Annotated in this window: 21 protein-coding genes; 11 read left to right on the top strand and 10 right to left on the bottom strand. The window is 66.6% G+C overall.

Features of this window, described 5'->3' with window-relative positions:
* Positions 1 to 75 precede the first annotated feature (75 nt).
* Complete coding sequence (locus AC5P5X_RS07620; protein WP_111189210.1) at positions 76 to 1,107, bottom strand: LacI family DNA-binding transcriptional regulator; 1,032 nt, start codon at positions 1,105 to 1,107, stop codon at positions 76 to 78.
* A 292-nt stretch (positions 1,108 to 1,399) separates the two neighbouring features.
* Here AC5P5X_RS07620 and AC5P5X_RS07615 point away from each other — a divergent pair, with 292 nt between their 5' ends.
* The 5 genes from AC5P5X_RS07615 (at position 1,400) to AC5P5X_RS07595 (ending at position 6,126) form a co-directional block, all read left to right on the top strand.
* Positions 1,400 to 1,972 (top strand): single-stranded DNA-binding protein, encoded by a 573-nt coding sequence (locus AC5P5X_RS07615; RefSeq protein WP_005408464.1) that lies wholly within the window; start codon positions 1,400 to 1,402, stop codon positions 1,970 to 1,972.
* A gap of 202 nt (positions 1,973 to 2,174) precedes the next feature.
* A complete protein-coding gene (locus AC5P5X_RS07610) occupies positions 2,175 to 3,080 on the top strand; it encodes a hydroxypyruvate isomerase family protein (protein WP_111189211.1) in 906 nt (301 codons plus the stop codon).
* Positions 3,081 to 3,107: 27 nt separating this feature from the next.
* Entirely contained in the window at positions 3,108 to 4,793 is a 1,686-nt protein-coding gene (locus tag AC5P5X_RS07605) for a GMC oxidoreductase (RefSeq protein WP_111189212.1), read from the top strand.
* Positions 4,793 to 5,368 (top strand): gluconate 2-dehydrogenase subunit 3 family protein, encoded by a 576-nt coding sequence (locus tag AC5P5X_RS07600; RefSeq protein WP_005412559.1) that lies wholly within the window; start codon positions 4,793 to 4,795, stop codon positions 5,366 to 5,368. The genes AC5P5X_RS07605 and AC5P5X_RS07600 overlap by 1 nt, the downstream gene beginning before the upstream one ends.
* Complete coding sequence (locus tag AC5P5X_RS07595) at positions 5,368 to 6,126, top strand: 3-keto-disaccharide hydrolase (protein ID WP_032967124.1); 759 nt, start codon at positions 5,368 to 5,370, stop codon at positions 6,124 to 6,126. The genes AC5P5X_RS07600 and AC5P5X_RS07595 overlap by 1 nt, the downstream gene beginning before the upstream one ends.
* Positions 6,127 to 6,156: 30 nt before the next feature.
* On the opposite strand, the gene AC5P5X_RS07590 is transcribed toward AC5P5X_RS07595, so the two are convergent.
* Genes AC5P5X_RS07590 through AC5P5X_RS07570 form a run of 5 tightly spaced genes read right to left on the bottom strand, consistent with a single transcriptional unit; the run spans position 6,157 to position 10,788 of the window.
* The gene (locus AC5P5X_RS07590; protein ID WP_012479397.1) at positions 6,157 to 6,453 is read right to left on the bottom strand and encodes a c-type cytochrome; all 297 of its coding nucleotides are present in this window, start codon (positions 6,451 to 6,453) and stop codon (positions 6,157 to 6,159) included.
* 18 nt (positions 6,454 to 6,471) lie between these two features.
* On the bottom strand, positions 6,472 to 7,335 hold the full coding sequence (locus AC5P5X_RS07585; RefSeq protein WP_024956973.1) for a sugar phosphate isomerase/epimerase family protein: 864 nt from the start codon (positions 7,333 to 7,335) through the stop codon (positions 6,472 to 6,474).
* Between the two features lie 19 nt (positions 7,336 to 7,354).
* Positions 7,355 to 8,479, bottom strand: coding sequence for a Gfo/Idh/MocA family protein (locus tag AC5P5X_RS07580; protein ID WP_329761299.1), 1,125 nt, complete (start codon positions 8,477 to 8,479; stop codon positions 7,355 to 7,357).
* 11 nt (positions 8,480 to 8,490) lie between these two features.
* Positions 8,491 to 9,708: a nucleoside permease gene (locus tag AC5P5X_RS07575; RefSeq protein ID WP_111189214.1), complete on the bottom strand. Its 1,218-nt coding sequence runs from the start codon at positions 9,706 to 9,708 to the stop codon at positions 8,491 to 8,493.
* A 27-nt stretch (positions 9,709 to 9,735) separates the two neighbouring features.
* Positions 9,736 to 10,788 (bottom strand): sugar phosphate isomerase/epimerase family protein, encoded by a 1,053-nt coding sequence (locus AC5P5X_RS07570; RefSeq protein ID WP_111189215.1) that lies wholly within the window; start codon positions 10,786 to 10,788, stop codon positions 9,736 to 9,738.
* Positions 10,789 to 10,883: 95 nt separating this feature from the next.
* On the opposite strand from AC5P5X_RS07570, the gene AC5P5X_RS07565 reads away from it, so the two are divergent.
* The 4 genes from AC5P5X_RS07565 (at position 10,884) to AC5P5X_RS07550 (ending at position 16,128) form a co-directional block, all read left to right on the top strand.
* Positions 10,884 to 11,891 (top strand): LacI family DNA-binding transcriptional regulator, encoded by a 1,008-nt coding sequence (locus AC5P5X_RS07565; RefSeq protein WP_043034159.1) that lies wholly within the window; start codon positions 10,884 to 10,886, stop codon positions 11,889 to 11,891.
* 146 nt (positions 11,892 to 12,037) lie between these two features.
* A complete protein-coding gene (locus tag AC5P5X_RS07560; RefSeq protein ID WP_111189216.1) occupies positions 12,038 to 13,090 on the top strand; it encodes a sensor domain-containing diguanylate cyclase in 1,053 nt (350 codons plus the stop codon).
* A 107-nt stretch (positions 13,091 to 13,197) separates the two neighbouring features.
* Complete coding sequence (locus tag AC5P5X_RS07555; RefSeq protein WP_049418568.1) at positions 13,198 to 14,223, top strand: AI-2E family transporter; 1,026 nt, start codon at positions 13,198 to 13,200, stop codon at positions 14,221 to 14,223.
* 162 nt (positions 14,224 to 14,385) lie between these two features.
* Entirely contained in the window at positions 14,386 to 16,128 is a 1,743-nt protein-coding gene (locus AC5P5X_RS07550) for a GGDEF domain-containing protein (RefSeq protein WP_111189217.1), read from the top strand.
* Positions 16,129 to 16,137: 9 nt separating this feature from the next.
* Here the strand turns inward: AC5P5X_RS07550 and AC5P5X_RS07545 are convergent, their stop codons facing one another.
* Entirely contained in the window at positions 16,138 to 16,644 is a 507-nt protein-coding gene (locus tag AC5P5X_RS07545; RefSeq protein ID WP_111189218.1) for a PaaI family thioesterase, read from the bottom strand.
* Between the two features lie 35 nt (positions 16,645 to 16,679).
* Positions 16,680 to 17,114, bottom strand: coding sequence for a hypothetical protein (locus tag AC5P5X_RS07540; RefSeq protein ID WP_024956982.1), 435 nt, complete (start codon positions 17,112 to 17,114; stop codon positions 16,680 to 16,682).
* A 284-nt stretch (positions 17,115 to 17,398) separates the two neighbouring features.
* Here AC5P5X_RS07540 and AC5P5X_RS07535 point away from each other — a divergent pair, with 284 nt between their 5' ends.
* Positions 17,399 to 17,830, top strand: a complete 432-nt coding sequence (locus tag AC5P5X_RS07535) for a pyridoxamine 5'-phosphate oxidase family protein (protein WP_005412573.1) — start codon at positions 17,399 to 17,401, stop codon at positions 17,828 to 17,830.
* 38 nt (positions 17,831 to 17,868) lie between these two features.
* Here the strand turns inward: AC5P5X_RS07535 and AC5P5X_RS07530 are convergent, their stop codons facing one another.
* Together AC5P5X_RS07530 and AC5P5X_RS07525 are read right to left on the bottom strand one after the other, a co-directional pair.
* Complete coding sequence (locus AC5P5X_RS07530) at positions 17,869 to 19,263, bottom strand: DUF2867 domain-containing protein (RefSeq protein WP_111189219.1); 1,395 nt, start codon at positions 19,261 to 19,263, stop codon at positions 17,869 to 17,871.
* A gap of 24 nt (positions 19,264 to 19,287) precedes the next feature.
* Positions 19,288 to 19,599, bottom strand: a complete 312-nt coding sequence (locus AC5P5X_RS07525) for an ArsR/SmtB family transcription factor (protein ID WP_005408491.1) — start codon at positions 19,597 to 19,599, stop codon at positions 19,288 to 19,290.
* A gap of 129 nt (positions 19,600 to 19,728) precedes the next feature.
* Between AC5P5X_RS07525 and AC5P5X_RS07520 the strand changes: the two genes are divergently transcribed.
* Complete coding sequence (locus AC5P5X_RS07520) at positions 19,729 to 20,310, top strand: NMCC_0638 family (lipo)protein (protein WP_005412577.1); 582 nt, start codon at positions 19,729 to 19,731, stop codon at positions 20,308 to 20,310.
* Positions 20,311 to 20,352 lie beyond the last annotated feature (42 nt).

Below are 20,352 nucleotides of genomic sequence, written 5' to 3'. Positions count from 1 at the left end.
CGTGCGCATCCGCCGTTGGTCATGGGGGGAGAATCCGGCCGTCGTGCGTTGGTAGGGGCGCCGGCCCTGCGGTGCCTACCCGCGCAGCGACGATTCCCGCACCACCAGCTTCACCGGGATGCTCTGGCTCTCCACCGGTTGCCGGCCGATCAGCGCCAGCAGGCGCTCGACCAGCAGTTGGCCAGCCTGCTTGGTGTCCTGCTGCACCGTGGTCAGCGCCGGGGATACCGAGGCCGCCAGCGGGATGTCGTCGAAGCCGGTCACCGCCACGTCCTGTGGCACCCGCAGGCCGGCCTCGCGCAGGGCCCGCATCGCGCCGATGGCGATCAGGTCGCTGGCGGCGCAGATCGCATCGATCGGTTCACCGCGTGCCAGCAGCGCCTGGCAGGCTTCCTGGCCCGACGCCTCGGTGGTGATCGCATCGTGCTGCAGTGCCGGTTCGGCGGCCAGGCCGTGGTCCTGCAGGGCCGCGACGTGGCCGCGGTAGCGCTCCTGGAATTCGGGGTAATGGCTGGAGGCATGGCCGAGGAAGGCGATGCGGCGGCAGCCCTGCTGCAGCAGGTGGGTGGTGATGTCATGCCCGCCCTGGAAGTTGTCGCTGCCGATCGACACGCCGGGCTGGCCGGGCAGGGCGGCGCCCCAGCGCACGAAGTGCGTGCCCTGTTCGACCAGCCGCTGCAGGCGGTCGCGCGATTGGTGGTAGTCGCCGTAGCCGAGAAGGATGATGCCGTCGGCTTTGTTGCTGTCCTCGTAATCGGCCTGCCAGTCGGTGGACAGCTGCTGGAACGAGACCAGCAGGTCCTGCCCGTGCAGGGCGCAGGCGCGGGTGATCGAGCCGAGCATCGAATGGAAGAACGGGTTGATCAGCGAGTCGTCGTTGGTCGGGTCCTCGAAGAACAGCAGGGCCAGGGTGCCGGCATTGCGCAGGCGCAGGCTGGAGGCGTTCTTGTCGACCTTGTAGTTCAGCTCGCGGGCGATGCGCAGGATGCGCTCGCGGGTCTCGGCGTTGACCATCGGGCTGCCACGCAGGGCCCGCGACACGGTCGGCTGGGAGACCCCGGCCAGGTGGGCGATGTCCAGGGAGGTGGCTTTGCCTTTGATCGTCATGGGAACACGGGAGGGGGCAGGGGGAGGAGCTTGGGCATGATGCCATGGGCAGACGCCAATGCCCCTCCGGATGTCCACCGAAGCGAGGGTAAGTCATTGCCGGACAAGGAAATCAGTTCAATCCTCCTGCGCGGCCGGGGTCTTCTGACCGGGCGGATGGCGGCGGCAATGCTAAGATGCATCGTTCTCGCATTCCCCCAAATTTCAACAGGGGCGGCCTCGCCTACTGCACCCCCGCCCGGGGCTGTGCTATCACTGGCGGTCTGCCCCTGGACAACGGACGAAGGTACCTATGGCGCGCGGCATCAACAAAGTCATCCTGGTCGGCAATCTCGGCAACGACCCGGACGTGAAGTACACCCAGGGCGGCATGGCGATCACCCGCATCAGCCTGGCCACCACCAGCGTCCGCAAGGACAAGGATGGCAACCAGCAGGAGCGTACCGAATGGCACCGCGTGGTGTTCTTCGGCAAGCTCGGCGAGATCGCCGGCGAGTACCTGCGCAAGGGCAGCTCGGTCTACGTCGAAGGCAGCCTGCGCTACGACAAGTACACCGGCCAGGACGGCGTGGAGAAGTACTCCACCGACATCATTGCCGATGAAATGCAGATGCTGGGCGGCCGCGGTGAAGGCGGTGGCGGCGGCGGTGGTGGCAACTACGGCGGCGATCGTCCGCAGCGCCAGCAGGCCCCGCGCCAGGAGTACGGCGGTGGCGGCGGCCAGCGTGGCGGCCAGGGTGGTGGTTATGGCAATCAGGGCGGCAACCAGGGTGGTGGCTACGGCAACCAGGGTGGCAACCAGCGCCCGCAGCCGCAGCAGGCGCCGCCGATGGACGACTTCGCTGACGACGATATTCCGTTCTGATCGAACGCTCGTTCGCAGCAGAAAAGAAAGCCCCGCTTATGCGGGGCTTTTCTTTGTGCGCGATGCCATCTGCGTTGTGCCTCGCACCATCAGTTTTTCGTGCACCGCGACTTGCAAACAGACAATTTCCTCCCCTATGGTGCAATCGATTGCATTGCTGTGAATCGTTGCGTTTGATACCGGTTGGGAGGCCGGAAGGTGGATGACCATCCATTCGATCAGACCGGCTCCTTCGAGGGGGCTCACGCGGCGCGATGCGCTGCGCATCGCAGTTGCCGGCAGCATTGGCCTGGGGGCCGCGACAACCGCGGGCGCATTGCCCGCATTCGCCGCCACGGCGCCACTCAAGGGCAACCTGAAGCATTCCGTCGCACGCTGGACCTTCCCGCAGCTGTCCGTTGCCCAGCTCTGCACGACAGTGAAGGACATCGGCTTTGCCGCCATCGACCTGGTCGGCCCGGAAGACTGGCCCACGCTGAAGGCGAATGGCGTGTACAGCTCGATGTGCAACGGCGCAGAACTGGGCCTGACCAAGGGCTTTGCCGGCCGCGAGTTCCACGACCAGCTGGTGGAACGCTACACGCGGCACATCGATCTGGTCGCCGATGCCGGCTATCGAAACCTCATCTGCTTTTCCGGCAACCGCAACGGTATGGACCCGCAGGACGGCATGGCCAATGCCGAGGCCGGGCTCAAGCGCATCCTCGGGCATGCCGAGAAGCGCGGGGTGGTGCTGGTGATGGAGCTGCTCAACTCCAAGGTCGATCATCGCGACTACCTGTGCGACCACTCCGCGTGGGGTGTGGAGCTGTGCCAGCGGCTTGGCTCGGACAATTTCGGCCTGCTCTACGACATCTACCACATGCAGATCATGGAGGGCGACATCATCGCCACCATCGGCAAGCATCACGCCTGCTTCAAGCACTACCACACCGCAGGCGTGCCCGGCCGGAACGAGATCGGAGACCAGCAGGAGCTCCACTATCCAGCCATCTGTCGCGCGATCCGCGACACCGGTTTCAAGGGGTATCTGGCGCAGGAATTCACGCCTGCAGCGCCCGATCCCGTTGCCTCATTGCGCGAGGCGATCCGCCTCTGCGACGTCTGAAACGATATCCACCCAGGTGAGAAACCCATGGCAGATAATCACTACGACGCCATTGTTGTTGGCTCGGGAATCAGTGGCGGTTGGGCGGCGAAGGAGCTGACCGAGAAGGGCCTGAAGGTCCTGATGCTGGAACGCGGGCGCAACATCGAGCACGTCAAGGACTACGTCAACGCGATGAAGGAGGCGTGGGATTTCCCGCACCGCAACCGGCCAACGCAGGCAATGAAGGCCGAGTTCCCGGTGCTGATGCGCGACTACGGCCTGGCCGAGAACCTGGAAGGGATGTGGGCCAACGAACAGGAATCGCCCTACATCGAGACCAAGCGCTTCGACTGGTTCCGTGGCTACCACGTCGGTGGTCGTTCCTTGATGTGGGGGCGGCAGAGCTATCGCTTCTCCGATCTGGATTTCGAGGCCAACCTCAAGGACGGCATCGCCACCGACTGGCCGATCCGCTACGCCGACATCGCGCCGTGGTACGACCACGTGGAGAAGTTCGCCGGCATCGCCGGCACGCGCGAAGGACTGGACGTGCTGCCGGACGGCGAGTTCCTGCCGCCGATTCCCCTGAACATCGTCGAGAAGGATGTGGCCGCGCGCATCAAGAAGGCCTTCGGCGGAACGCGCCATATGATCCACTCGCGCACTGCCAACATCACCCAGCCGATGCCCGAGCAGGGGCGCGTCAACTGCCAGTACCGCAACAAGTGCATCCTGGGTTGTCCCTTCGGTGCCTACTTCTCGACCCAGGCGGCGACGCTGCCGGCGGCGATGAAAACCGGGAACCTGACCTTGCGGCCGTTCTCGATCGTCAAGGAAGTGCTCTACGACAAGGATCGCAAGCGTGCGCGTGGCGTGGAGGTGATCGACGCCGAAACCGGCCAGACCTACCAGTACACGGCCAAGGTCATTTTCCTCAATGCATCGTCGTTCAACTCGACGTGGCTGCTGATGAATTCGGCCACCGACGTCTGGGACGGCGGGCTGGGCTCTTCGTCCGGCGAGTTGGGGCACAACGTGATGGACCATCATTTCGGGGCCGGCGCCTCGGGCCGGGTCGAGGGTTACGAAGACAAGTACTACTTCGGCCGTCGTCCCTGCGGCTTCTACATTCCTCGGTTCCGCAACGTCGCGGCCGACAAGCGCGGCTACCTGCGCGGGTTCGGCTACCAGGGCGGTGCCAGCCGCACCGGATGGTCGCGCGAGATCGCCGAGCTCAACATCGGTGCCGATCTGAAGGAGGCACTGACCGTGCCGGGTGACTGGCGCATCGGCATGACCGGGTTCGGTGAAATGCTGCCGCACCACGACAACACGATCCGCCTGGACCACGACCGCAAGGACAAATGGGGACTGCCGGTGCTGGCGATGGACGTGTCCATGCGCGCCAATGAACTGGCGATGCGCAAGGACATGGCCGCCGATGCCGCCGAGATGCTGGAGGCGGCCGGGGTCAAGGAGGTGAAGATGCACGACAACGACTATGCCCCGGGCAAGGGCATCCACGAGATGGGGACCGCACGCATGGGACGTGATCGGAAAAGCTCGGTATTGAATGCGCACAACCAGGTCTGGGATGCCCCCAATGTCTATGTGACCGATGGTGCCTGCATGACCTCCAGCGCCTGCGTGAATCCCTCGCTGACCTATATGGCGCTGACCGCGCGCGCGGCCGACCATGCGGTACGCGAACTGAAAGCGGGGAACCTCTGATGGATCGCCGCGAACTGTTGAAGATGATCGTTGCCGCTACCGGTGCGGCCATGGTTGGCCTGCCTGCGCTGGTGCATGGCAAGGTGCCGGCTGCCGGGGCGATGCCCGCGTTCTCCGATGCCGACATCGGCATGCTGGACGAGATCGCCGAAACTATCCTGCCGCGGACAAGGACGCCCGGGGCCAAGGACGCGGGTGCCGGTGCGTTCATGGCGACGTTCGTCAGCGACTGTTACACCGCCCGGCAGCAGGCGACGTTCCGCGCCGGCCTGGCCGACATCGACACGCGCGCCGGTGGCCGTTTCGTATCGCTCACGCCGGAAGCCCGCACCGGGTTGCTGCGAACGCTGGACGCCGAAGCCAAGGCACGCAATGCCGACGTGACCGAGACCGGCACTCCCGAGGAAGGCGAGGCCATGCCGCATTACTTCACGATGATCAAGCAGCTGGCCATCTTCGGCTTCTTCACTTCAAAGGTCGGGGCGACCGGTGTGCTGCAGTACGTCGCCGTGCCGGGCCGCTACGACGGTGACCTGGCCTATGTCCCCGGTACGCCCGCGTGGGGGACCAGCTGATGGACACCATCCTGATGATCCGCCCTGCGTTGATCACGGCCGGCCTGCTGGCCGCTGCATCTGCATTCGCTCAGGACGGTACCGACGCTGCGCGTGACCCGAAGAAGACCGAAGTGTGGACGCCCGTGCCCGCAGTCGTGGCCACGCCGCCAGGCAAGGCCCCCTCCGATGCCATCGTGCTGTTCGATGGCAAGGATGTCTCGGCGTGGGAGGCAGAGCAGGGCGGGCGCGTGCCCTGGACGGTTGCCGATGGCGCCATGACCGTCGTTCCGGGCAGCAAGGGCATCCGCACCCGGCAACGCTTCTGCGATGTCCAGCTGCATGTCGAATGGCGTACCCCCACCGAGACGAAGGGCTTCGACGGCCAGAACCGGGGCAACAGCGGCATCTTCCTGCAGGAACTGTACGAGCTGCAGGTGCTCGACAGTTACAACAACCCGACGTATGCCAACGGCCAGGCGGGTTCGATCTACAAGCAGGCCATGCCACGGGTGAACGCCTCGCGCGCACCGGGCCAGTGGCAGGTCTACGACATCATCTGGAAGGCACCGCGCTTCTCGCAGGGCGGCGGCCTGACGTCGCCCGCGCGCATCACCGTGCTGCACAACGGCGTACTCGTGCAGGACGACACCGTGCTGGCAGGCAGGACCGAGTACATCGGTGCGCCTTCGTACGCACCCCATGCGTGCGCGCCGCTCTATCTGCAGGAGCATGACTCCAGGGTCAGCTACCGCAACATCTGGGTGCGCGAACTGTAGCGGCACGCGGCCGGCGTGGTCGCCGGCCGCCTACTTCGCCAGATAGCTGGCGAGGTCGTCGATCTCCTGCTGCGACAGCTGGGCAAAGGGCGGCATCAATCCTCCGCCCTTCCTGATCTTGTCCTTGACCTGGGCGGGCTGAAGCCGCTTGCCGACGTCGGTGAGCGCCGGGAAGGTAGGCGGTACGCCGGCGCGTTCAGCACCGTGGCAGGCAGTGCAGTGCTGGGCATAGAGTTTCGCGCCGGCGGCAGGATCGTCCTTGGCCCGGGCTGCCGTTGAAGTGCTCATGCCGCCCAGGGCCAGGGCCAGGGCCAGGATCATCTTCATGTGGGGCTCCTTGATGCGTCAGCGCCGTGCACGGGTGGGCACGTTGGCGGGCAGGTGTTCACGCAGGTAGTCCGCGCCGGTCTGGATGACCTTGGCCGGGTCGCGTGGCTGGTCGTGCTCGACGATGTACCACTGCACCTTGGCCGCCGCAGCGGCGGGCAGGATCGCGTTCCAGTCCAGCACGCCCTGGCCCACGGCGGCGAATCCGTCTTCGTCCTGGGCCTGGCCCTTGGGCGCATTGTCCTTGGCGTGCACCGCGAACACGCGACCGCGGAATTTTCCCAGCATCACCGCCGGGTCCAGGCCCGCACGTGCGACCCAGGCCAGGTCCAGCTCGGTCTGCAGGTCGGGGCCGGCCGCTGCGAACAGCAGCTCCAGCCCGGTCTGGCCGTCGAAGTCGGCCAGCTCGAAGTCGTGGTTGTGATAGGCCAGGCGCATGCCCTTGCCGCGCACCTGCTTGGCGATGCGGCCCAGCTCCTTGCCCAATGCGGTCCAACCCGCGGCATCGGTTGGGCGGTCCTTCTGGTCCAGGTAAGGCACCACCAGCGTGCTGTTGCCGATCGACCGGTTGAACGTCACCACACCATCCAGGTTGCCCCGCAGCTCGGCCAGTGGCACGTGCGACGAAACCGCCTTGATCGAATACCGGTCCAGCAGCTGCTTGAGTTCGGTGGCGCTGGTGTTCTGCGTACCGACCGTTTCCACCGCACGGACGCCCGCGTCGTGGACGATCTTCAACTGCTGATCGAGCGAGCCTGCATTGCGCAGGGTGTACATCTGCACCGCGATCGGCTTCTGCGTGGTGGCGGCTTCGCTCGCGAAGGCGGGCAGGGCAGCGAGCAGCAGGATGAGACTTGCACTTCTACGGAAAAGAGCTTTCATCAACAGATCCTCCCGGAATTCAACCGATGGTGGTCCAGGCACGTGACCTGGCTGATGCAATGACGCGATCGACGATCCGTGCCGAGCGCAGGCCGTCTTCGAAGGTGGGCAGGCCCTGCGGCCGCTCGCCCTCAATGGCGCGATAGGTGTCGGCGACAAACGCCTCGAAACACTGGGCGTAGCCCTGTGCATGCCCGGCCGGCAGCACGGAAAGGCGGCGTTGTTCGGCGCTGCCGGCACCGGGGCCGCGCATGAAGGTTTCCTCGCGCTGATCGGGCAGGCCGATCCAGAGTCGTTCGGCATCCTCCTGGTTGAAGACCACGCTGGCCTTGGCGCCATCGATCTCGAACCAGAGGCGGTTGTGGCGTCCGGCCGAGACCTGGCTGACCGTCAATGACGCCAGCGTGCCGGCGCCGGTCCTGAACATCGCTGCGGCCACGTCTTCGCTGGTGACAGCCTGCATCGCGCTGGCGGCCGTTGGCGTGCTGAAGCTCTGCCCGCTGACGGCGCCACGCTCGGCGATTACCGTGGAGAACGCCGCGTTCACTTCGGCGAAGCCCTCGCCACTGACCCATTCGACCAGGTCGCACCAGTGCGAACCGATGTCGGCGAACACGCGCGACGTGCCTCCCTGCGCGGGGTCCACGCGCCAGTTGTTGCTGGCCGGATCCAGCAGCCAGTCCTGCAGGTAGCTGCCGTGGATCAGGTGCAACGGCCCCAGATCGCCCTGGGCGATGCGTGCGCGCGCCTCGCGGACCACCGGGTGGTAGCGGTAGACGAAGGGCACCGTGGCAACCAATCCGGTCGATGCGGCCAGTGTCGCCAGCGCCCGCGCATCGTCCAGCGTCGTCGCCAGCGGCTTCTCGCAGATCACGTGCTTGCCGGCTTCCAGCGCGGCCTGTGCCATGGCGCGGTGCAGATGGTTGGGCGTGCACACGTGCACGACCTGCACCTGAGGATCGGCGATCACCTCCTCGATATCCCGATAGGCGCGTGGGACATTCCAGGACTGCGCGGCCTCATGCGCGCGCTGCGGTGACGAGGCGGCGACGCCGCGTACCTCGGCGCCCGCCAGCAGTGCAGCGCGACGATGCACGGCACCGATCATGCCAGCGCCGACGATGGCGATTCCAAGCTTGGGCATCGGGCGGGTCCTCAGGGCGTGGAAGGCGTGGCCACGACCGCCGGCCGGTCGCGGAACAGCAGCAGGAAGGCGATCAGCACCACCAGTGCAACGCCGGCCGGGAACAGCCAGATCTGCTGCCAGTCGGGGCCGGCCTCGGTGGTGAAGTGCTCCACCACCGCACCGGACAGGAAGGTGCCGATCAGCATTCCCACGCCGTAGGTAGCCAGGGTGATGAAGCCCTGCGCGCTGCTGCGCGCGGCGGGGCCGGCATGCGCATCGGTGTAGATCTGGCCGGTGACGAAGAAGAAGTCGTAGCAGATGCCGTGCAGCACGATGCCGATCACCAGCAGCGAGAAGCCGCTGCCCGCATCGCCGAAGGCGAACATGGCGTAGCGCACCACCCAGGCGGCCATGCCGACCGCCAGCATGGTCTTCACTCCCAGCCGCACGAACAGGAACGGCATGGCCAGCATCAGCAGCACTTCGGAGACCTGGCCCAGCGACTGCAGGCCTGCTGCACCCCGCACGCCCAGGTCGTTGAGATACGGATTGGTGAAGTTGTAGTAGAACGACAGCGGGATGCAGATGGCGATGGACGCCAGGAAAAACACCAGATAGGCACGCGATTTCAGCAGACGCAACGAATCCAGCCCCAGGATCTGCCCCAGCCCGGCATCGCGCTGCTGTGCCAGTGGCGGCGTGTGCGGCAGGGTGAATGCATACAGGCCCAGCACCAGCGATGCCAGCGCGGCCATGCGGAAGGTGAGTTCAAGCCGATGGGCCTGTTCCCAGCCCAGCCAGCCGATCAGCACACCGGCGACGATCCAGCCGATGCTACCGGCCACGCGTACCAGCGGGAACTGTTTCTCGGGCGACTGCATGTGCCGCATCGCCACGCTGTTGGCCAGTGCCAATGTCGGCATGAACAGCAGCATGTAGCCCATCACGCAGGCGGAGAACATGCTGAAGCTGGATGCCGTGGACGCCAGCCACATCAGCACCGCGCCCGCCAGGTGCAGCACCGCAAGGATGCGCTGCGCCGCGAAGTAGCGGTCGGCGATCAGCCCGACCAGGAACGGCGCCACGATGGCGCCGATGGACTGGCTGAGGAAGGCGGTGGCCACCTGGCTGGCGCTGGCCTGCAGCGGGCCCTGCACCAGGTAGGTTCCGAGGGTGACGAACCACGCCCCCCAGATGAAGAACTGCAGAAACATCATCGCGCCCAGGCGCGACATGGCGTGCGTCATGGCTTGCCCTCCCGGGGCGGTCTTGGCTCAGATTCCCAGCATGCGGTGCAGTGATGCGGCGTCCGTGCCACTGTCGGCAAAGTCGTCGAAGGCGCGTTCGGTCACGCGGATGATGTGGTCGCGGATGAAGGCGGCGCCCTCGCGTGCGCCGTCCTCGGGGTGCTTCAGGCAGCATTCCCATTCCAGTACCGCCCAGCCGGGGAAGTCGTACTGGGCGAACTTCGAGAAGATCGCCTTGAAGTCGATCTGGCCATCACCGAGCGAACGGAAGCGGCCCGGACGCTCGATCCAGTCCTGGTAGCCGCCATACACGCCGCTGCTTGCGCTGGGGCGATACTCCGCGTCCTTGACGTGGAAGATGCCGATGCGCGCGTGGTAGCGGTCGATGAAACCCAGGTAGTCCATCTGCTGCAGCAGCAGGTGGCTGGGGTCGTACAGGATCTTGGCGCGGGGGTGATGATCCACCACATCGAGGAAGCGTTCGAAGGTCGCGCCATCGTGCAGGTCCTCGCCCGGGTGGATCTCGAAGCAGAGATCCACGCCGCAGGCATCGAAGGCATCGAGGATCGGGCGCCAGCGGCGGCCGAGTTCGGCGAAGGCTTCTTCCACCAGTCCCGGTGGGCGCTGCGGCCAGGGATAGAAATAGGGCCAGGCCAATGCGCCGGAGAACGTGGCATGCGCGGTCAGCCCCAGCCGCTGGCTGGCTTTGGCGGCCAACAGAAGCTGCTCCACTGCCCAGGCCTGGCGGGCCGCGGGATCGCCACGTTTGTCCGCGGGTGCGAATCCGTCGAACAGGCTGTCGTAGGCCGGATGGACCGCGACCAGCTGCCCCTGCAGATGGGTGGACAGCTCGGTGATCTGCAGGCCACGACCGGCCAGCATGCCGGCGACGTCGTCGCAGTACGCCTGGCTGCGTGCCGCCTCGGCCAGATCGAACAGGTGGGGCGCCGTGGTGGGGACTTGTACGCCAGAATAGCCCAGACCCGCGGCCCATCCGGCCAGCGTGTCCAGCCGATCAAAAGGAGCCGTGTCGCCGATGAACTGCGCCAGGAACAGCGCTGGACCCTTGAGCGTCTTCAACGTTATTCGCCTTCGATGCAATCGATTGCATTATCCTAGCAGGGGCTTACGCAGGACCTGTTGTGCAGTGCACAGCGGGCGGGAGAACTAACGCCATGGCCACCATCTACGACATCGCAAAGCACGTCGGCGTCTCCGCCGGCACCGTGTCGCGTGCACTTTCGCGGCCGGACAAAGTGCTGCCGGCCACGCGCACGCGCATCGAGCAGGCCGCCGCGGCGTTGGGCTACGTGCCCAACACGGTCGCCCGCACGCTCAAGACCCAGCGCAGCGGCAAGATCCTGGTCACGGTGCCGGATATCGCCAACCCGTTCTTCGCGCAGATCCTGCAAGGGGCGGAAGACGCCGCGCAGGCTGTCGGCTATGCGGTGCTGCTGGGCGATACGCAGGACCAGCCCGACCGCGAGGAGCGCTACGCGCAGATGCTCCGGCGCAACGAGGCCGACGGCATGATCGTGCTTGGCCATCGCCTGCCACCGACGGCGCGCGAGATTGTCCAGCAGAGGGGGGCTGCCGCGCCGGTGGTCAACGGCTGCGAGTTCGATCCCGCGCTGGGCCTGCCCAGTGTTCACATCGACAATGCCGCCGCCGCACGTGCCGTCATGGAGCACTTGTACGCACTGGGCCATGAACGGATCGCCGTGGTCGGTGGGCCGCCGGACAATCCCCTGCACCAGCAGCGCCTGGAAGGGGTGCGGGCGGCCGGCAAGGCGCGCGGCCGCCTGCGCCAGCTGAGCATCGTGCCCGGGGATTTTTCAGTGGAATCCGGCCATGCGGCTGCCATGGCGCTGCTGGACGGCACGTCCGCACCAACCGCGATCTTCTGCTTCAGCGACCAGATGGCGCTGGGCACCCTGGCGGCCTGCCGGGAGCTGGGCATCCGCGTGCCGGAAGACCTGTCCATCGTCGGCTTTGATGATCTGGCGTCTTCCCGCTACCTCACGCCGCCGCTGACGACCATCCGGCAGCCGATGCGGGAAATCGGCGCGCGCGCGGTCAACCTGCTGCTCGCCATCATCGAACAGGTGGATGTTCCGCTTCAACAGACGCTGGATTTCAGCCTGATGGTGCGGGGATCGACGGCTGCGCCCCGACGCAGGTGACCACGGGGTGGGGCCGCGGAGCGTGGCAGCCGGCCCGCGCGATATCGTGCAACCTTGATCCCGAATTGACGCAAAGCTGTCAGACTCATCGCAGGCAGCCCGGCAAGGGCCTTAGCAGCAGGTGCGATCGCGCAAGGGGGGCGGCAATGCCATTCTTCACCGATTCGGCGGAAGGCGCGGTCGAAGGCATTGGCGCGGCACGTCGCATCGGCTGGATGCGTTTCGTCGGCAATGGACTGGGAGCGATCCCCATCGCCTCGATCATGCTTGAACGCCAGGATGGCGGGCTGGCGTGGGTCCTGCTGCTGCTCAACGCGCTGGCGTGGCCGGCACTGGCATTGCTGCTGACCCAGCGCTCCCGCCAGCCGGCGGTCGTCCAGTTCCGTTGCATGGTGGCCGACTCCTTCTTCGGCGGTGGCTGGATCGCCTTCATGGCGTTGAGCGCGGTGCCCAGCGCACTGTTCGCCGCGCTGCTGGTGGCCGACAAGATCGCTGCCGGTGGCGTGCGCCTGGCGATGCGCGCCACGCTGGCCCTGCTGCTGGGCTTCGCACTCACCTGGTGGCTGCTCGGCTTCCCTTACCAGCCGGTCACCTCGCAGCGCACGATCGTGCTGAGTGTCCCGTTCCTGTTCGTGTATGGCATCGGCCTCAGCATTCTCAGCTGGCAGCTGGCGCGCCGGGTCAAATCGCAGAACCGTCAGCTGCAGCGGCTCAGCCGGATGGACCCGCTGGTCGAGCTGGCCAACCGTGGCTTCCTGATCCTGCGTGCGCAGCAGGCGCTGGACAAGGCACAAGGGCTGGGCAGCTTTGCCTGCCTGCTGATGCTCGATGTGGATGATTTCAAGCGCATCAATGACTCGCATGGCCACCGCGCCGGTGATGAGGTGCTGCGGCATATCGCGGCGACATTGCGCACCTTTGCCCGGCCCGGTGATACGCCCGCGCGGCTGGGGGGCGATGAGTTCGTGGTGCTGCTGCGCGACTGCGCGCCCGTCGATGCGATGCACGTGGCCGAGCGGGTGCGCCTGCACCTGCTGGAGGCCGCGCGGCAGGCCACGCCGGGCGTGGAGTTCAGCGTGAGTATCGGCATTGCCGCGACGCCGCGTGGCGGTAGTGTCGAGGACTGGTTGGCACTGGCCGACCGCGCGCTCTACCACGCCAAGCGGCAGGGCAAGAACACAGCCAGCTACGGTGAGTGAGTGCGGCACGGCTGCCGCCGAACGAGGCCGAAACGCCCGTTCATCCTGCACGCGGAATCGGCACGCCAATCCTCTACCATGGGCCACCCCGCCCGGACGCGCCGCCCATGCAAGACGCCCTCGTTGCCCAGCCCAAGCCCCCCGTTGCGAGAATCGCGGCCTGGCTGATGATGCTGTTGGGCATGTGGCTGGCGCTGAAGCTCGGCCTGGTGGTGACGCTGCTGTCGGGCCTGCTGGTGTTCCAGCTGACCCATGTGCTGGCGTCCACCGTGGAAGGCAAGCTGCCGCCGGGGCGGGCGCGGGCGATCGCGGTGATCGTGTTGTCGGCGATCATCATCAGCGCGCTGGTGCTGGCCGGCATCGGCGTGGCCTCGTTCTTCCGCAACGAGACCGGTGGGCCGGACGCGCTGCTGGCACGGCTGATGGATATCCTCAATTCGTCGCGCCACCAGGTTCCAGCGCTGCTGCAGCCGTATATCCCCGAGGACATGCCGGCGCTGCGTGCGGCGCTGAATGACTGGGCCGCCGAGCACCAGCGCCAGCTGGGCGTGGCCGGTACCTCGGTGGTGCAGGTGGGTGTACGCGTACTGATCGGCATGGTGCTGGGCGCGATGATCGCGCTGTACGATGAACTGCCGCTGCCGACGATGGGGCCGCTGGCGCAGGAGCTGATCGGGCGCACCAGCCGCCTGGCCACCGCGTTCCGCCAGGTGGTGTTCGCGCAGGTGAAGATCTCCCTGCTCAACACCCTTTTCACCGCCGTCTTCCTGCTGGGCGTGCTGCCGTTGTTCGGCGTGCACCTGCCCCTTTCCAAGACGCTGGTGCTGATCACCTTCATCGCCGGCCTGCTGCCGGTGGTGGGCAACATCATCTCCAACACCATCATCAGCATCGTCGCGTTGTCGGTCTCGTTCTATGTGGCTGTGGCCGCGCTGTTGTACCTGATCGTGATCCACAAGCTGGAGTACTTCCTCAATGCGCGCATCGTCGGTGGCGAGATCCAGGCGCGTGCCTGGGAGCTGCTGCTGGCCATGCTGGTGATGGAGGCGGCGTTCGGCCTGCCGGGCCTGGTCGCCGCGCCGGTGTTCTATGCCTACGTGAAGCGCGAACTGGTCGACCAGCGCTGGATCTGACGCGGCTGGGCATGACGTATTTGTCCCGGTTCGAATGTTCGCGCGGCCTTGTCGGTGCGTTCGCGGTCGGCAGGGTATACCCACCGCCACGGTTGGCCCGCGAGTGGCTTGGCGCCTGTGTAGCCGGCCGTTACAGTGTTCGGCACTACAGGGGAAATGTGCATGGCCCGCAAGGCGTCGCCCATCGGATTGCGGACCTGGGTCTGGATCCTGGCTGGGCTGTTCGTAGTCTGTACGCTGCCGCTGATGGCCATCGCACTGGTGCAGGGCACGCTGCGCTTCACGGCCGCCGAGGACAACCTGGCCAGCCTGCGCCAGCTGCGGCAGACCTTCGACCTGGCCAACCTGGTGTCGGCCGAACGCGGCCCCGCCAACAGCCTGCTGGGGGCCGACCCGGCCGATGCGGCCGAGCAGGCACCGCTGGCCGCGCAGCTGGCGGCCGCGCGCAAGCGGGTCGACGCTGCCCTGCTGCAGCTGGACACCGTGTTCAAGGCTGATCCGGGAGTGGTCGACGAGCATGGGCTGCTGGCCGACGCGCAACGTCGCCTGCAATCGGCGCGGGCTGCGGTCGACCGGGTCGTGGCGCAACCCCATGACGCACGCCGCGTGGAGGAGGTGGAGCGTGCGATCAGTGGCATGTTCGCCGTGGTCGATCGCCTGCACCTGCTGACCTCGGCACAGATCAACGTGCTGGTCAGCGCCGACCGTGAAGCAGCGATTCCGGCGATGCAGGGCCAGGTGCTGATCGATCTTCGCGAGCATGGTGGCCGCCTGGCCTCGAATGTGATGGCGCCGGTGGCGGTGCCAGGGGCATGGCGGGAGGAACAGGTACGCGCTGCACTGCAGACCGAGGGTCGCCTGTTGGAGCTGTGGCGGTTGGCGGGCAGCCACGAGTCGGTGTTCCGCAGTGACCCGGAATTGTCATGGCACTGGGACATGGCGCGTCGGCAGTTCTTCGGCGAATCGCTGCCGATGATCGAGCAGTTGATCGAAGATGGCCGCCGAGGCCTGCCGCCGCCATGGACCGCCGCCGAATTCACCACGCGCTACGTGCCGACCCTGCAGTCGCTTGAGGCGCTGCGTGATGGCTACCTGAGCGTGTCCATCGCCCGCTTTGAACGCACCCGCAATCGCGAGGCCATGCGCCTGGCCGTGCTGGTGGCGACCGCGCTGGGCACATTGGTGGTGCTGGGCGTGGCATTGCGCATTGCCCACCGGCAGATCCTGCAGCCGTTGCTGCAGGCGCAGACGCAGGTGATCCAGCTTGCGTCGGATGCACCCGGTCCGGAGCAGCATGTCACCCACCCGCTGGCCGAGATGCAGCGCTTGTTCGACGCCATCGAAGTACTGCGTGAGAAATCGCGCGAGCGCTCGGCACTGACCAGCGAGCTGCGCCAGCTCGCTGGCACCGACGAGCTGACCGGATTGTTGAACCGGCGCGCGCTGGATGAGGTGGTGCAGCAGAGACACGCGGGGGGCGATGCAAGCGCCGTGGTGATCCTGCTGGACGTGGATCGCTTCAAGGCGATCAACGATGGCCATGGCCATGATGCCGGCGACGAAGTGCTGGTGCGGGTGGCGCAGTTGTTGCGGCACCACCTGCGCCGCAGCGACAGCATCGCCCGTTATGGCGGCGAGGAATTCCTGGTGCTGCTGGCCGACGGTGATCTGGCCGGTGGCCGCCAGCTGGCCGAGTCATTGCGATTGGCCCTGCAGCAGATGGACATCGCGCTGGCCGGCGGCACCGTGCTGCGGGTGACCGCCAGTTTCGGCGTGGCCGAGGGCGGCACCGACGCGCTGGGCTGGCGCACCCTGCTGCGTGCCGCCGATGCGGCCATGTACCGGGCCAAGGCGCAGGGGCGTGATCGGGTACGGGTGGCGGGTGGCGGTCGCATCACGCGTTGAGGGCATGCGTCAGCCGATGCGTGCATGCACCCGCCGCAGCGTCCGCGCGATCATCCGGCGCGCGATCGGACGTGGTACCGATAATCCACGCCAGCGCAGCGCACCCACCCGGAAGGTGGCGGTGGCGGTGGCCAGTACGTTGCCTGCCGGGTCAGTCAGCCAGCCACGCGTGAAGGCGATGCTCCCCTTGCTGTGCTCGACTTCGCCCCAACCGATGATGCGCCCTGGTCGTGCCGGACTGACGAAACTGGTCTTGGATTCCACCGTGACCGCGATGCGGTTGGCGGGCAGTGTGGCGTAGATCGCCGGCCCCATGCAGTCATCCAGCATCGCCGACAGGAAGCCTCCCTGCACGTTGCTCATCGGGTTGGTCAGCATCGGCCCGGCGTCGAACTCGACATGGATGCGGCGCAGTGCGTCGTCGTAGTCGACGAATCGCCAGCCGAGCAGGGTGCCCGCCTGGGAGGGCGGCAGATCACCGTTGACCACGCTGTAGAAGATCGATTCGGGATTCATGGGAGCCTCGATGGAGGGATAGGAGGGAGCACGCATCAGGACAGTGCCAACAGGGCCAGCACGAATCCGATGACCGACAGCAGCACCACCGCGGCGCCGGCGGGCACCGGTGTACGCGCACCGGTGCGTCGCCGCACGCCGGAAGCGACCAGTACCGGCGGCACGGTGGCGACCAGGCAGAACAACTGGAAGGCCAGCAGTTGCGGCAGCGCGAAGTGTCCGCCGAAGAAGATCAGCCAGGCCAGCATCACGCCGGCGCCGGCCAGTGCGATCCAACCGGCGCCGACCACGCGGATGAGTGCCATCAGCAGCAACTGCATGCGCGGTTCGACCTCCTTCCATGGCAGGCCCACGGCCTGGCCGTGGTAGGGCATGAAGTCCGAGCGTTTCAGGTAGGCCGCAGCAAACAGCGAGACAATGAAGAACGTCAACAGGTAGCAGCCGAACGCGAGCCAGGCGAACAGGTCCATGTGGGGGCCATGCGGTTGCGGAGGGGAGCCCCGGTGATGCCGGCGGCCATGCCGGATGCATCGCGAGGTTGCGCGATTCTCGGGCAATGCCCTGTTAGAGGCGTGTCGCGGCGTGGAGGACCGTTCCTCCATCCGCTGTTAACGCGGATGTGGTGGTGAGGAATGCGTCACACACGTGCCATGAGCCCTATCGCGTTTTCTGTGAAGAGGTCGCAACTGCCCATCCACGCTTCGGTCACCGCTCTGCGCAGACGCTGGGACTCCATCCGACGAGGGACGACGACATGACCCAGCTCACCCTGCCTGAACTGTCCAGGAAAATGGCCGGCATCGATTTCACGATGCTGCAGACCCACGCCGGCGGAGAGATTGCCGGTCGTCCGATGAGCAACAACGGCGACGTGGACTATGACGGTGACAGCTGGTTTTTCACCACCGAAGACACCGACATGGTGCGCGAGATTGAAGCTGACCCCGCCGTCGCGTTGGGTTTTTCCGGCAGCAAGTCGCTGCTGGGCAAGCCACCGTTGTTCGTGCACGTGCAGGGAAGGGCAGCGCTGGTGCGCGACCGGGCCACGATGAGCCAGCACTGGGTGAAGGACCTGGAGCGATGGTTCGAACAGGGCGTGGATACACCGGGACTGGTGCTGATTCACGTGCGCGCCAGCCGCATCCACTACTGGGATGGCGAGGACGAGGGCGAAATCGTTATCTGAGCGGAACCGTGCAGGGCCCGGCGCGTCGTGTTCCAGGGTCAGCAGTTCGCAGGGTGTGCTGCCGGATCCCCAACATTGGCCAGCTCCGGTGCCAAGGCGTGTTCCACCGCACGCCGCAGCAGTGCCGGCGCGACATAGTGCCGGTGCCCGGCGTCGATCAGTGCCATGTACATGCCGCCGAACGCATTGAAGGTCTGCACGCGAGAGCCCAGGCTGATCTCGACATGTCCATCGCTACGCCGCTGCACGCGCACGCTGCTGCGGAAACGCAGGTGCCGATCGTCGGCGCCGAGCAGGACCTCGGCGTCGTTGTCCTGCGTATCGATGTGCGAATCCAGCACCGGAAATCGACCAGCGAACAACCGGCTGCGATCGGTGGACAGCAGTGACGACACCGGGCATCCCAGCGGCGACGTGCGCAACCGCAACGGCGCCACCAGTCGGTTTCGCAGCGCCATCAGATGGCCTACGCCGCTGGGCGGATTGCGCAGGAAGCCGTCCAGTACATCGGCCAGCAGTGCCGACGCGGAGCGGTGGACCACCTGCGAGGGTTCCAGGCACAGGGTGGTCAGGTCCTGGTAGTGGCTGTGCGGCAGCGCTGTGGGCAGCAGGCCATCGGTGGCGGCGGGCCGCGAACGGATGGGATAGGCCGGTGTGGCACGTTCGACGAACCCGTGCAGCGGCCGCATGGGGATGCGGCGCTGCGGGCCGAGCAGGGCACGGGTACGCGCGCAGAGGTGTGCGCACAGGCTGGGAGGCGCCGCCTGCAGCGACAGTTGCAACAGCGGTGCCGCCGCAAGCGAAGTGCCCGAAGGCCAGTGCGATTCCGGAAGCACCTCGGTCAGGCTGGGGATATCGGCGGCATTGCGTTGCACCTGTGCACGCGCCTGCTCGCTCATCGCGCCGGCCAGTTCATTGCTGTGGCAGGACAACGCGAACAGCGCGGGATGTGCAGGATGGTTCGACGCGAACTGGTGCCAGGTGCCGCCGCCGAAGCGCACGGTAAACAGGCAGTCCGGTGGGATGCGGATGCGCCGAAGCGTGCGCGCGAAGGCACCGGGATCTGCTGCCAGCTGCGTGTCGGAGGCGGTGGCGAAACGCAGCTCGGCTCCCGCGCTGCCGGCGATGGCGGTGAACATGCGCGGGCCTGCATGGCGATGAAACGGATGGCCACCGGCACCGACGGTGAAGCTGTACAGCGAGGAGGCATCCCCGTGCTGCAGGTGCATGCCACCCAGTCGCGCCGAAGGTTCATCCAACGCATCGATGAACGCCGGGTGGTGGCGCTGACGCTGGCCGGCGTCACTCACCAGCGCGTCACCGGCACCGATGCCGAGCTGCGCGATCAGGGTGACTTCGGTCGGACTGCCGCCGTCCTGTGCCGGAAGCTGCACTGCTGGAAACGAACGGCGATCGCGGGTCGAACCAGGCATCGTCATGCTCCTTGGCGGGGCGGATCAGCGGGCGGGGGCCTTGCGACGGGCGCGGGCTTCACGCTTGAGCGGGCCGCCGACCGGGCAGACTTCGGCCGCCCACGAGAACAACGTGTTGGCCAAACGGTCGGGTACCTGCCTGAAGTACACGAACTGGCCGCGTTTCTCGCGTTCGATCAGTCCGGCTTCCTCCAGGATGCGCAGGTGGCTGGACAACGCCGGCTTGCTGAAGTCGAAGCGCTCGGCCAGCTCGCCCGCGCTGAGTTCGCCGGCACTGAGATAGGCCAGGATCTGCCGGCGGGCGGTGGAGGCAAGGGCTTCGAAGATGCGGTCCATGGCGAGCTAATTAACTAATTCGTTAACTGATACTCCTCCCGCCGGTGGCGGCTGTCAAGCCATGACCCATTGCGCGGCACGCCCGGGCTTTGCCATCCTCCCTGCTGTTTTCCGTAGCGTGGAATCCCGATGCGTCCTGCGTTCTGGCTGGCTTTGGCCCTGCTGCCCACCCTGGCGGCGGCGCAACCCGCGCGCACGCCCAAGGCCAAGGCTCCGGCGCAGGATCCCTTCAGCGAGTTGTTCGATACCGCCTGCATGCAGCACATCGGGGCCCCGGCGCGGTTGCAGTCGCTGATGGAATCGAATGGGCTGTCGCCGCTGCAGCCCGCCGAAGCCGCCACGCTGTTGCAGGGGCAATCGGGTGTGGCCTGGATGGTGCCCCTGGCCAGTGGCCGTTATGCGGTGAGCTGGGCTGACGATGGCACGTGCACGGTCTACGCCGAGAAGGCCGACGCGGCGGTCGTGCAGAAGGGATTCGCCCGGTTGGTGCAGGCCGCGCCGATGCCGTTGCAGGTGCGCTCGCTGCCGGGACGTGGGCCGCTGTCGGCCGATCAGGTGGCCATCCAGTACGGCTGGGCCACCCCGGGGCAGGGCAAGCTGCAGGTGCGCTTCCGCCTGGTCACGCGGCAGGCCGCCGATGCCGGCGTGCAGGCGATGGCCTCTGCGACGCCGGGTGAGGCAATGCTGGAGCGGGGCGCGCCCGGGCCCTGACAGGAGCCACGCCTGCGGTTCAGCCTTTCACGCAGCGTGTAA

It is taken from the genome of Stenotrophomonas sp. YJH_SMC_91, from assembly GCF_059368495.1.
This window is presented reverse-complemented; position numbering and strand designations above follow the sequence as displayed.